At 55.5% G+C, this 12,497-nt stretch carries 10 protein-coding genes and 1 riboswitch; of the genes, 4 read left to right on the top strand and 6 right to left on the bottom strand.

Translation table 11 applies throughout. The features are described 5' to 3' along the window. Positions 1-45 precede the first annotated feature (45 nt). Complete coding sequence (locus ORG26_RS11620; protein ID WP_266369278.1) at positions 46-984, bottom strand: ring-cleaving dioxygenase; 939 nt, start codon at positions 982-984, stop codon at positions 46-48. A gap of 161 nt (positions 985-1,145) precedes the next feature. On the opposite strand from ORG26_RS11620, the gene ORG26_RS11615 reads away from it, so the two are divergent. Together ORG26_RS11615 and ORG26_RS11610 are read left to right on the top strand one after the other, a co-directional pair. Continuing rightward, the gene (locus ORG26_RS11615; protein WP_266369277.1) at positions 1,146-1,898 is read left to right on the top strand and encodes a DUF5995 family protein; all 753 of its coding nucleotides are present in this window, start codon (positions 1,146-1,148) and stop codon (positions 1,896-1,898) included. Between the two features lie 46 nt (positions 1,899-1,944). Then, positions 1,945-2,041: riboswitch (TPP riboswitch) on the top strand. An 80-nt stretch (positions 2,042-2,121) separates the two neighbouring features. Further along, positions 2,122-4,503: a TonB-dependent receptor gene (locus ORG26_RS11610; RefSeq protein ID WP_266369275.1), complete on the top strand. Its 2,382-nt coding sequence runs from the start codon at positions 2,122-2,124 to the stop codon at positions 4,501-4,503. 112 nt (positions 4,504-4,615) lie between these two features. Here the strand turns inward: ORG26_RS11610 and ORG26_RS11605 are convergent, their stop codons facing one another. After that, a complete protein-coding gene (locus tag ORG26_RS11605; RefSeq protein WP_266369273.1) occupies positions 4,616-5,755 on the bottom strand; it encodes a cystathionine gamma-synthase in 1,140 nt (379 codons plus the stop codon). A gap of 109 nt (positions 5,756-5,864) precedes the next feature. On the opposite strand from ORG26_RS11605, the gene ORG26_RS11600 reads away from it, so the two are divergent. Then, positions 5,865-6,560, top strand: coding sequence for a TVP38/TMEM64 family protein (locus ORG26_RS11600; protein WP_266369271.1), 696 nt, complete (start codon positions 5,865-5,867; stop codon positions 6,558-6,560). A gap of 64 nt (positions 6,561-6,624) precedes the next feature. Here ORG26_RS11600 and ORG26_RS11595 read toward each other — a convergent pair whose 3' ends face one another. Continuing rightward, the gene (locus tag ORG26_RS11595) at positions 6,625-7,419 is read right to left on the bottom strand and encodes an alpha/beta fold hydrolase (RefSeq protein WP_266369270.1); all 795 of its coding nucleotides are present in this window, start codon (positions 7,417-7,419) and stop codon (positions 6,625-6,627) included. A gap of 145 nt (positions 7,420-7,564) precedes the next feature. Further along, positions 7,565-8,642 (bottom strand): peptide chain release factor 2 gene (prfB, locus tag ORG26_RS11590; protein ID WP_266369269.1). Its coding sequence is split into 2 segments (ribosomal slippage): positions 7,565-8,581 and positions 8,583-8,642, totalling 1,077 coding nucleotides; the frame shifts between segments, so codons are not numbered across the junction. A gap of 218 nt (positions 8,643-8,860) precedes the next feature. Between prfB and lpdA the strand changes: the two genes are divergently transcribed. Continuing rightward, positions 8,861-10,261, top strand: coding sequence for a dihydrolipoyl dehydrogenase (gene lpdA / locus ORG26_RS11585; protein ID WP_266369268.1), 1,401 nt, complete (start codon positions 8,861-8,863; stop codon positions 10,259-10,261). 93 nt (positions 10,262-10,354) lie between these two features. Here the strand turns inward: lpdA and ORG26_RS11580 are convergent, their stop codons facing one another. Together ORG26_RS11580 and ORG26_RS11575 are read right to left on the bottom strand one after the other, a co-directional pair. Beyond that, on the bottom strand, positions 10,355-11,194 hold the full coding sequence (locus tag ORG26_RS11580; RefSeq protein ID WP_266369266.1) for a phytanoyl-CoA dioxygenase family protein: 840 nt from the start codon (positions 11,192-11,194) through the stop codon (positions 10,355-10,357). Positions 11,195-11,271: 77 nt separating this feature from the next. Beyond that, the gene (locus tag ORG26_RS11575; RefSeq protein ID WP_266369265.1) at positions 11,272-12,468 is read right to left on the bottom strand and encodes a hypothetical protein; all 1,197 of its coding nucleotides are present in this window, start codon (positions 12,466-12,468) and stop codon (positions 11,272-11,274) included. Between the last annotated feature and the right edge of the window lie 29 nt (positions 12,469-12,497).

The following is a 12,497-nucleotide window of genomic DNA, read 5'->3' as shown; positions in this document are numbered from 1 at the left end:
CTAGCCTCTCTTGTCTGGTGTCTAATGTCCCCTATCTCCTTCCTTTTATTTGACTTCAATCACCGGCAGCCCTGCTTCGATCTGGGCGCGGCGGGGTTCGTACCACTCGGGCAATTTAAGCGTTTTCCCCAACTCGGTAACAGGTTCGTCGACGGCGAAACCCGGCGGGTTGGTTGCCACTTCGAACAGGATACCACCCGGCTCCCGGTAATAAATGCTGTGGAAATAATTCCGGTCCAGCACCTGCGTCGGGTTATATCCGTCTTCCATCAGTTTCTCCCGGATCTGCAACTGTGTCTCGTCCGTCGGCGTGGCAAAAGCTACGTGGTGAACCGACCCGCCGCCCTGCAGGGCCCGGACCGCGTTGGGTGAAACCTGTACATCGACGTAGCTGCCCGCGCCACCGGCACCCGACTGAAAGCGGTACAGTCCATTTTCTTCCGCTACCAGCGTGTGGTTCATCGTTTCCGTCAGCAGTTTGACCGTATTGTCCACCTTCGATTCATTCAGCGTGACGGTATAGAAACCTTTTACGGCAAACTCGGCCGGAATCTGGTCGTTGTGCCAGCCCGTTCGGGTATCGTTATCATTAAAAACCAGTTCTACGCCCATGCCGTCGAAGTCTTCGAAACGCAGGTAGGTTTCGTTGAAGCGTTTGTAAGGCCCGGCGTACGGAATGCTGAAGCTGTTCAGCCGGTCCATCCAGAAACTGAGCGAAGCCGTCGGGACGGAGTAGGCGGTATAGGTCAATTGTCCGGCTCCCTTGCGGCCACGCGGAATGCCTTCGTACGGGAAAAACGTCATGATCGTGCCCGGCGAACCCGTTTCGTCACCGTAGTACAGGTGGTAAACGTCCGGGGCGTCGAAATTGATGGTTTTCTTCAGGAGCCGCTGGCCGAGAAAGCCGGTATAAAAATCAACATTGCGCTGGGCGTTGCCGGCAAGGGCGGTTACGTGATGAAGTCCGGTGATTAGCGTTTCCATAGTTGTGGAATAATTTGTGAGGAAAATTGTTCAGGTAATCAGTCCTAAGTTTAAATGTTATGACATTTGATGTATATACATTGAATTTATAAATTAAGTTCATAATGTTAAGGGTTGATTCCGGAAACTTCTAACTTGTTGAACTTTATCTACTGATTGATATGGTCCAGCCCGTTACCATCGAAGACGTCATTCAGTCGCTTGACGCTATTATTCAGCAGTCCATCACGGCCAATTCAACCCTGGGGTACTTTGCCAGCCTGTACCGCCGGATGACGGCCGCCGTTCTCGAAGGCATCCGAAAAGGGAAGTTTGAAGACGGCCCGCGCATGGCCCGGCTGGATGTCCTTTTTGCCGACCGGTATTTGCAGGCGTACGAACAGCACCGGCTCCGCCAGCCGACCACCCAGGCGTGGCACATCGCTTTCGAAGCCTGCAGACTGAACCAGATCACGGTCATGCAGCACCTAATTCTGGGCATCAACGCCCATATCAATCTGGACCTCGGCATCGCGGCCGCGCAGACCTGCCCCGGCAAGGCCATCTGGAAACTGGAAAAGGACTTTATGGCCATCAACGGCGTCCTTGCTTCCCTCACCCGAACCGTGCAGGATGAACTGACGCAGGTCTGGTTCCCGATGCGCTGGCTCGACCGGGTTACGGGCAATGTGGACGACGACCTTGTCAACTTCAGCATCGGCGTCGCCCGGGAAGAAGCCTGGCGGGTGGCGACCGAACTGGCATTTATGGCTCCGCCGCAGCAACAGGCGTACATCCGGCAGCTGGATGACCGCATTGCCGGACTTGCACGGCTCATCGAGAAGCCGGCTTTTCTGGAAGAAGCCATCCTGAGACTGGTCCGTATGACGGAGATCAAAGAACCGCGGAAGGTGATCGCCATTCTGAAAGATTGACCGGCCGCTTGCATTGCGTCTGAAAATCCCGTTACCTTTGCAACACTAATCTTCCAGGGGGTGCCTTAATACAACGGGCTGAGATTATACCCATTGAACCTGCACCGGGTAATGCCGGCGAAGGGATGGTAACGCGGAACGTCATTCCGCACAAGTTTCATTTACTATAATTTAACCAAAGGATAGGTGTGGCCCCTTTACCTATTCGTGCTTTTTCTATCCTATGAAAAAGGCGAAAACCTATCGCTTTGGCGCGACGCTTCTGTTCTGGCTGTCGTGCCTGCCCGTCTGGGCGCAATTTTCTCTTTCCGGTTCGGTCAAGGAATCCGGCGGCGGTGCGCTGCCCGGGGCGGCCGTTCTGGTGGAAGGTAGTTACAAAGGAACGGTAACCGATGCGTCGGGTGGTTATCGCCTGACCAACCTTAAACCCGGCACCTACCAGATTCGGGTTTCGCTCCTGGGTTTCGAGGCGCAGGTCCGGGAGGTGGAACTGAGGTCCGACGCGACGCAATCCTTCGAACTGCCCAAAAGCGAAGTGGTTATGGACGAGGTGGTGGTCAGCGCGACGCGAGCCAATGAGAAGTCCGCCATCGCCCACACGAACGTCAGCCAGTCCCAGCTCCGGAAGCTGAACCTCGGACAGGACCTGCCGGTGCTGCTCAACTTCTCCCCTTCTGTCGTAACGACCTCGGACGCGGGCGCGGGCGTCGGCTACACCGGCATCCGGATTCGCGGCTCGGACGCTACCCGGGTCAACGTGACGCTTAACGGAATTCCGTACAACGACGCCGAGTCGCAGGGAACGTTCTGGGTCAACATGCCGGACTTCGCTTCGTCGGTAAGCAGCGTGCAGATTCAGCGGGGCGTCGGCACGTCCACCAACGGAGCCGGAGCGTTCGGTGCTTCGGTGAACATCCAGACCCATTCGCTGACCAAAAATCCATATGCCGAAACGAATCTATCGGCAGGAAGTTTCAACACCCGCAAATACAATGTGCTGGCAGGAACGGGTTTATTGAAGGGTGGATTCGTGGTGGACGCCCGGCTGTCCAAGATTACTTCCGACGGCTACATCGACCGAGCTTCCTCGGACCTGAAGTCGTTCTACCTGTCGGGTGGCTGGTACGGGAAGAAAAGCTTTGCCCGCCTGAATGTTTTTTCGGGACAGGAAAAGACGTACCAGTCCTGGGGAGGCGTACCCGAAAATCTGCTGAAGACCAACCGGACCTTCAACCCTTATACCTACGACAATGAAACGGACAATTACCAGCAGGACAACTACCAGCTCATCAGTTCGCACGAACTGAGTCGGAACTGGCGGCTGAACGCCTCGCTGTTCTATACGAAAGGCCGGGGCTACTACGAGCAGTATCGCGAAGGGGAAGACTTCAGCGGATACGGTCTACCGCCGGTCGTCGTTGGGCGGGATACCGTGACCTCCACGGACCTCATTCGCCGCCGCTGGCTGGACAATGATTACTACGGGGCCGTGTGGTCGCTGGACTACAACAGCTTTGGCAAACTGACGGCCAACATCGGCGGCGGCTGGAACCAGTACCAGGGCAAGCATTACGGCGAAATCATCTGGGCCCGGTTTGCCAGTACGAGCGACATCCGGCAGCGGTATTACGAAGACGATGCCATCAAAACCGACTTCAACGTGTACGCCAAGGCTTTTTATCAGGTAAGCCGTAAACTCAACGCCTTCGCGGACCTGCAGGTCCGGACGGTGGGTTACTCGTTTCTGGGTTTCAACAGCCAGTTGCAGAATGTCCGGCAGTCGGCCGACCTGACGTTTTTTAACCCCAAGGCGGGGCTGACCTATACGCTGAACGACCGCAGCTCGGTCTACGCCTCCTACAGCGTCGGGCATCGTGAACCAAACCGGAACGATTACACCCAATCGACGCCCGAAAGCCGCCCAAAGGCGGAAACCCTGCACGACTGGGAGGCGGGTTACAAAACGCAGAGCCAGCGTCTTGCCTTCACGGCCAATCTGTACTACATGCAATACAAAAACGAGCTGGTGCTGACGGGCCAGATCAACGATGTAGGCGCGTACAACCGGGTGAACATTCCGCGCAGCTACCGCGCCGGAATCGAACTGGAAGCCGGGGCTTTGCTGGCAAAAAACCTGCGCTGGAACGTGAACGCGACCTTCAGCCGGAACAAGGTGCAGCAGTTTACCGAGTTCCTCGACAATTACGATGACGGCTCACAGCAGAAAGTTGTTTACCGGAATACAGACATCGCCTTTTCGCCCAATGCCGTCAGCGGGTCGCAGCTGCTTTACACGCCCGTCAAAGGTCTCGAAATCGGTTTCTTGTCCAAATATGTCGGTCGGCAGTTTCTGGATAATACGTCCAGCAAAAGCCGCTCGCTTGACCCGTACTTTGTAAACGATCTTCGCTTTATTTACTCCATCAAGCCCGGATTTGCCGACGTGATCGAATTCACGGTGCTGCTGAACAACGTCCTGAACCACCTTTACGAGTCGAACGGCTACACGTTCAGCTACATTTCGGAAGGCCGGACGACGACGGAAAATTACTATTATCCGCAGGCCGGAAGGAATTTCCTCGCGGGGGTGAGAGTACGGTTCTAAGTTTTTGAACCGGGATTACACAGATTAAGGGATTAACTAGGATGTTCTCATTGAAGCGAAGCATCACAGTTAATCCCTTAATCTGTGTAATCCCGACGGTCCGCCGCGCGGTTCAGACTATTGCCTGTCTCAAATCCTCAATCAAATCCTCCGCATCCTCAATGCCTACGCTGAGCCGGATGAGGGTATCTTTCAGGCCGTTTTTTTCCCGTTCTTCTTTGGGAATACTGGCGTGGGTCATCGAGGCCGGGTGCGTGCAGAGCGACTCGACGCCGCCCAGCGATTCGCCGAGCGAAAACACCTTGAAACTTTCCATCACGCGGACGGCCTCCGGCAGCGAATCGCCTTTCAGTTCAAACGAGACCATTCCGCCGAAATCCCGCATCTGGCGCTTCGCCAGTTCGTGCTGCGGGTGCGATTCCAGCCCCGGATAATTCACCTGACCCACTTTCGGATGCTCGCTCAGGTAACGGGCAATCTTCAGGGCGTTCTCGCAGTGTCGCTGCATCCGGACGTGCAGGGTTTTGGTACCTCTCAGGACCAGAAAACAATCCTGTGGTCCGGGAACGGCTCCGCAGGCGTTCTGGATAAACCGCAGCCGGTCGGCGAGGGCGTCGTCGTTCAGGATAATGGCCCCCATGACCGTATCCGAGTGTCCGCCGAGGTATTTCGTGACCGAGTGCATGACAATGTCGGCGCCCTGATCGAGCGGATTTTGCAGGTAAGGCGAGGCAAAAGTATTGTCCACCACCAGCATCAGCCCGCGGGCTTTGGTGATGGCGGAGATGGCGGCCATGTCCACCAGGCGCAGCAGCGGGTTGGTGGGGGTTTCGATCCAGACCATTTTGGTGTCGGGCGAAAGGGCCGCTTCCAGATTCGCCGGGTTGTCGAGGCCGACGAACTTGAATTTGAGTCCGAACTCCTGAAAGACCCGGACCATGATGCGGTAGGTGCCGCCGTACAGGTCACTGCTCGCAATGATTTCATCCCCCGGTTTGAACAGCTTCAGAATTGCGTCGGTGGCGCCCAGCCCCGAGGCGTAGCAAATGCCGTGCTTGCCGTTTTCGAGGGCGGCCAGATTGGCTTGCAGGGCATCCCGGGTCGGGTTCTGCGTGCGGGCGTATTCGTAACCTTTATGTTTTCCGGGCGATTCCTGAACGTAGGTTGAGGTCTGGTATATCGGCGTCATGATGGCGCCCGTGGTTGGGTCCGGATGCTGACCGGCGTGGATGGCTTTGGTTCCGAAATTCATGGAGGAATAGGTTTGGCGCAAAGTTTAGCAAAGCGTATCAAAGAACCGCAACGCCGACTTTGATAAACTTTGCCTTCCTTTGATGAACTTTGCGAAATAACGAAAGTTTGTGAAAAACACGTTTCTCCAGAAATTGACGGGACCGGCCCTGGCAGGGGTACTTCTGACAGTAGCCCCCTTGCTGTTCAGCTCGGCCCTGACCTACGTAACCGTAACCAACGAGCCCGTGGTAGCCGGCTTCTCGGCTTTTCAGTGGCTGCTGCTGACCATTGCCTGCTGCCTGACGTCTACCGTTGCCCTTACGCCGCCCACTTTTCTGGCGCTGGTGTTCGGCTATTTTTTGGGCTGGAACGCCCTGCTGCCCTTGTTTGCGCTGAACCTGGGCGCTATTTTTCTGGTCTACACGCTGGTACACCGCTTCGACCGGGACCGGTTTATTCACTACATCGAACAAAATCCTAAGGCGCAGGCGGTCATGGAGCAGATTCGGGAACGGGAGCTGCCCGTCATCTTTTTCACCAAGCTTTCGCCCGTTCTGCCCTTCGCCGTCACGAACCTGGTTTTTGCCTTATCCGGTGCCCGTTTGCGCAACATTTTGCTGGGTGGTTTTCTGGGAATGGTGCCCCGTACGGTGCTTGCCGTCTGGACGGGCTTTCAGGCCAAAGAAATCCGGACGCTGCTGGAAAATCCGAATCGGGATAATACGTCCCAACTCGTCATTGCAGGGCTGATTCTGGTATCGGTCGTCGGGCTATTTGCCGTCATCCGCCCCATCCTGACCAAAGCAAACAGCCCACGGTTTTAACCGTCGGAAACGTAAACCAACCCGCCAGCCTCCCAAACCGTTTAAACGGTTTTCCCATGCCGCCTCATGGCAACGGGCTCCTCACGGACTCATCCGTGGACTGGCCCAGATGGGCAGCTACCTTTTCGATGAGCCGGTGATGGCCGGTTTTCAACACCGTCAACTCGTAGCTGTGCAGGTGTCTGGTCAACGGGGTTGTGAACGAAACGGGTAAGACGCGGTCGAAAGAGCCAAAAAAGAAACGTGTCCGAATGGCTGAATGGTTGAGCGTAGTGGAAAGAACATTTAAGTCCGGTCTTAAGTCCCGAAAGTAAATCCATGAGTTGTACACCCGTTCCCGCTGTTCGGGTGTCGAAAGGGTGCTTTCGGCGAACCGGAGTGCCGAACGGTCGACCAGTTTCAGACTGCTCAGAAAATGGCCCAGGCGGTGAAAAAGGGCCATGTGCTTCAGAAAATAACGGAACAGGCTCCGGCCCGCCGCCGTTTCGGTGGCCAAGCGGTAATACGGGCTGACGGTGATGCCATCCGGTGCCAGCAGCCACAGTTCGTCCACGCGGCTGGTCAGGACTTCTGCCGTTGCGAGGGCAAATTTCCCCCCCATGCTGAACCCCACTACCGAAAAGCGCTGGATGCCCTTTGCCGCCAGAAACTCTTCCAGAATCTGCTGCCAGCGGGTTTTGGTCAGCGCCGCATCCGGTAAAGTCCTGTTCAGGCCGTGGAAGAATAAATCAAACGAGTAAACGGTGTACTGTCCATCCAGCGCCCGGGCCAGCGGCTCGAAACACGCACAGTCCTGCCCGATGCCGTGAAAGGCAAGCAGAACACGGGGGCCGGTGGAAAGCTGACGGACGGGAAGCATGAAGAGTTATGAATTAAGAATTATGAATTAAGAGTTAAAAATAGTACTCGGGCTTTCATTTGATTATCAGTACATTATTACTAAGCAAACTGAAGGAGCCTTACCACCATAACTCATAATTCATAACTCTTAATCCATCATTACATCAGTCCTGCATCAGCAGGTACGCTTTGATAAACTCGTCGAGTTCTCCGTCCAGCACGGCGTCGGTGTTGGAGGTCTGGTAGCCGGTGCGGTGGTCTTTCACCCGACGGTCGTCCAGGACGTAGCTGCGGATCTGCGAGCCCCACTCGATTTTCTTCTTGCTGGCTTCGATCTCGGCCCGGGCGGCGTTCCGCTTTTCGACCTCAATCTGGTACAGCTTCGATTTGAGCAGGCGCAAGGCAACCTCTTTGTTCTGCAACTGGCTCCGCTCCTGCTGACATTCGATGATTAATCCGGAAGGGCGGTGACGCAGCCGTACGGCCGTTTCGACCTTGTTGACGTTCTGTCCACCAGCGCCGCCTGATCGGAACGTGTCCCAATCGATGTCTGCCGGGTTAACTTCGATTTCGATCGAATCGTCGATCAGCGGATAGGCGTAAACCGAAGCAAACGAGGTATGCCGACGGGCATTGGCGTCATACGGCGACACGCGCACGAGCCGGTGAACGCCGTTTTCGGACTTCAGGTAACCGTAGGCCAGCGGGCCTTCCACTTCCAGCGTGGCGGATTTGATGCCCGCACCGTCGCCTTCCTGGTAATCTACCTGCTTGACCTTGTAACCGTGTTTTTCGCCCCACATGAGGTACATGCGGTACAGCATTTCGGCCCAGTCCTGGCTTTCGGTGCCGCCGGCGCCGGAGTTGATTTCCAGAATGGCGCTGAGCTGGTCCTCCTCGTTGCCGAGCATTTTCTTCAGCTCAATCTCTTCGAGGGCTTTGAGCATGGCCCCGTATTCGGCTTCCACCTCGTCCTCCGAAGCCTCGCCCATGTCCTGGAACTCCTGCAGCGTTTCGAGGTCTTCGAGCTGCTTCATCGTGCGTTCGAAGCCTTCGACCCAGCCTTTGAGGCCGCGCACCTGTTTCATGGTCGCTTCGGCCCGGGCGGCGTCGTTCCAGAATTCGGGCTGGAACGTCTGCTGTTCCAGTTCTGCTAGTTGTCTTTTCTTGTTATCGTAGTCAAAGGTACCCCCTCAGGGCCTCTACTCTGGCCCTCACGTCCTTTAGCTGGTCGGTCGTCATGGTATGCGTGAAAAATGGTTTTCTGTTAAATGGCGAGCGGGGCAAAATGGTTTTTTACCGATGGTCATTTGGTCCCGTCCAATGAATAACGGGCAAAGATACGATTAATCTACAGGCAAGGGTCGTACTTCAACTTTTCGGTCTAACTTTGCGTTGCCAAGATGAACCCGCCGGAAGGCCCGGTTCATGATTTTATTGTCTCATACTCAATCCAAAAAATGGCATCACAATACGATGTAATCGTGATTGGCAGCGGGCCGGGAGGCTACGTGGCCGCAATTCGTGCGTCGCAACTCGGGCTGAAAACGGCCGTCGTCGAACGCGAAAGCCTCGGCGGCATTTGCCTGAACTGGGGCTGTATCCCGACGAAAGCGCTGCTCAAATCGGCGCAGGTTTTTGAATATATCAAACATTCGAAGGACTACGGAATCACCATCGCCGGCGAAGCAACGCCGGATTTTGGAGCCGTGATCAAGCGCAGCCGGGGTGTCGCCGATGCCATGAGCAAAGGGGTCAACTTCCTGATGCGGAAAAATAAAATCGACGTGCTGAACGGACTGGGTAAAGTAAAACCCGGTAAGAAAGTAGACGTAACGGCCGCCGACGGCAAAGTAACGACCTACGACGCCAAGCACATCATCATCGCCACCGGCAGCCGCGCCCGCGCCCTGCCCGCCGTACCCATCGACGGCCAGAAAGTGATCGAATACCGCAAGGCCATGACGCTGGAAAAGCAGCCCAAATCCATGCTCGTCATTGGTTCGGGAGCCATCGGCGTTGAGTTTGCCTACGTGTACGCTTCCATGGGCACCAAAGTGACCATCGTGGAGTTTATGCCGAACGTTGTGCCGGTGGAAGATGAGGAAATCTCAAAAGAATTGGCCAAGCAGTACAAAAAGCTGGGCGTCGAGATCTTCACCAACTCGGAAGTAACGAAGGTAGACACAGGCGGCGCCGGGGCAAAAGTGTTTGTCAAGACGCCGGACGGCGAAAAAACGTTCGATGTGGACGTGGTGCTGTCGGCGGCGGGCATTGTCGCCAACGTCGAGAACATCGGTCTGGAAGAAGTCGGCATCAAGACCGACCGCGGCAAGATTGTAACGGATGATTTCTACCGCACGAACGTAGACGGCTATTACGCCATCGGCGACGTAACGAAAGGGCAGGCACTGGCGCACGTGGCATCAGCCGAAGCCATCATCTGCGTGGAGAAAATCGCCGGTCACGGCCATCCGGAACCGCTGAACTACAACAACATTCCGGGTTGTACGTACTGCCAGCCGGAAATCGCTTCCGTGGGTTATACCGAGAAAGCGGCCCGCGAAGCCGGATACGACATTCTGGTTGGTAAGTTCCCGTTCTCCGCTTCCGGTAAAGCCAAAGCCGCCGGGGCCGATAGCGGATTTGTGAAGGTGATTTTTGACAAGAAATACGGCGAGTGGCTGGGCGCGCATTTCATCGGTTACAACGTAACCGAAATGATCGCCGAGGTTGTAGCAGCCCGCAAGCTGGAAACCACCGGCCACGAAATTCTGAGCACCGTCCACCCCCACCCGACCATGTCGGAAGCCATCAAGGACGCCACCGAAGCCGCTTACGGCGAAGCGATTCACTTGTAAAGGTTTAGCGTTTAAAGTTTAGGGTTTATAGTTGCTCCGCTATTCCAAACGTCTGGAAAAAGCGGAGCAACTATAAACCCTAAACTTTAAACGCTAAACCTTATATTCCTCCGCCTCCACGCCGAATGTACGTTCGCAGTCTTCTTTGGTGGGGAAGTTGGGGGTGATGAGTTCGGCCTGCGGCTTGTAGAGGTACGGGTTCGGGAAACCACGGTCGATGTACGTCTGTTCCGTCAGGTTGTTGTACCGAAGCTGCATCGACCAGCGGAGACGGTCCGTGGAGTTCGTGCCGGAGCGGTGCGAGAGCATGGCCGAGAACAGCAGGACGTCGCCCACTTCGAACGTCGGCTGCAGATAATCTTCGTCCGGGAAGTCGTTTTTGATCTTCGAGTAATAATCCACTTCCGAGGCTTCGAGCAGCCCCAGCAGGTGCGTCCGCGGTGCCAGTTCCAGCGCGCCCAGCTCCTTGCCGCAGTTCACCAGCGGGAACCAGATCGTCACGCTGTCGAGCGAACCCTGGCTCGAACGCCAGTCCTGGTGCGCTCCCAGTTTCCAGTACTCTTCGCGGGAAGCCACATGCGGGCTGTTGATCAGCATCGACGGGCGCACGCTGATCGTCGGAAATTCAAGTCCTACTTCCTGCATCAGGTTCACCAGGCGCGGATCGGTCGCCAGCCGGTGCAGGCTCATCAGATGTTGTGCCTGTTTGCCGCAGTTAATGAAGGTCGGCAAATCCTCTTTGAACAGGCGGAACATGGCTTTTTCCAGCGCTTCCGGATCATCGGGCGTCACGGTTTCACCCAGCACCCGTTTGATCTGGTAAGCAAAAACCTGTTGTGCCTCACGGAGAATGACGGCTATTTCGTCAGCAGGAAAGAAGCCCTTCAACAGGACGTAGCCTTCCTGTTTGTAATTCGCAGGATTCGTGTTCATAAGCAGTAGGTTACCACTTTATTGGTATGTGAAAGTAAAATACCGAACCTGTCGGGTAAAAAACAAAGCAAAGTTGATTAATTGAGGCTCCGGATGGGTCGTTTCTGATAAAAATCATAAGCTGCGTAGCCGTAGGTAATTCCGTAAGCAATCAGCACAATCAGCAAATTTTCTTTGTAAGGATGATTGCCGTACGCGTGGTAGGAAAGAAAGGCCGTTCCGGACCAAACCAGCGGAAATCGCCAGCGGGTAAAAACCGAAACGGCTACCAGAGAAGTCAGATACCAGGGATGAACGGTAGTGGCCGCCGCAAAATAAAGCGAAGTTATCCACAAAACGGCCGAAGTTATCCACATTTGCCGCCAACTTATCCACAAAATGCCCAGAAAAGTCCCGATAGAAAGGAGCAGCCCGGCCGTTTGAATGATGTTAAAGCCGAGCAGCCAGTAGCCTGCCTCCCGTACGAGGTAGTACAGGCTCGCATTGAATTCGAACTTCTGAAAGTACAGGTCCAGGCTGGAAGCAAAATTCTGAATCAGCCGGGTCGAGACAAACGGCAGAAAGCCGAGGCTCACCCAAAACCCGGTTCCGGCCAGATACCAGACACCCGTTTTGAACCCCGCCCTTTTCAAAATAAGCGGAAAGAAAATCAGGGGAAGCAGCTTGGTTGAAATAGCGAAGGCCAGGGCCAGACCTGAAAGAACATAAGCCTGCTTCAGGAACCCATAAACCGCCAGAAGGCAGAACGCCACCATGACCGCTTCGAAGTGGAGGTTGCCCGTCAGTTCCAGAATGACCAGCGGGTTCAGCCAGTACAGCAGGCCTGCGCGGCTTGGTAGAGCGGCTTTCCGGAGCAGACGCGGCAAAAGGTAAGCCGTGAGCGCTTCGGCCAGCAGAATCCAGACCCGCAGCCAAACGGTGGTGGTCCAGAGGTCGTTCCCCCCCAGCCGGGCGGCCAGCCGAAACAGAAGCTGGTTGAACGGCGGGTAAACCGTGTAGTAGTCCGGCGAGTTGAGCAGCCCGAACAGGTCGGGCGTAAGGCCGAGATTGGGAGCCATGTACGTCCGGACCAGTTGCGAGGGCAGATACAGGTACGGATTAAGACCGTTTGTTTGCATCCGGCCATCCCAGACAAAGCGGGCGTAATCGTCGGAGAGCCAGGGCGTCGCCAGCAGCAGACTTAACCGGAACAGCCACCCAACGCGCCAGCCCCATCTTTCATCCGATTTGACGAGAAAAAAGTAAGCCAGCAGCAGCCCGGCGAAGGAAAGCAAAAGCGGGCCGGTTTGTTGCCGGTTCAGGA

Source organism: Tellurirhabdus rosea (genome assembly GCF_026278345.1).
In the GTDB taxonomy this organism is placed as follows: Bacteria; Bacteroidota; Bacteroidia; order Cytophagales; family Spirosomataceae; genus Tellurirhabdus; species Tellurirhabdus rosea.
The sequence above is the reverse complement of the archived record's forward strand: the minus strand, read 5'-3'. Positions and strand labels throughout refer to the sequence as shown.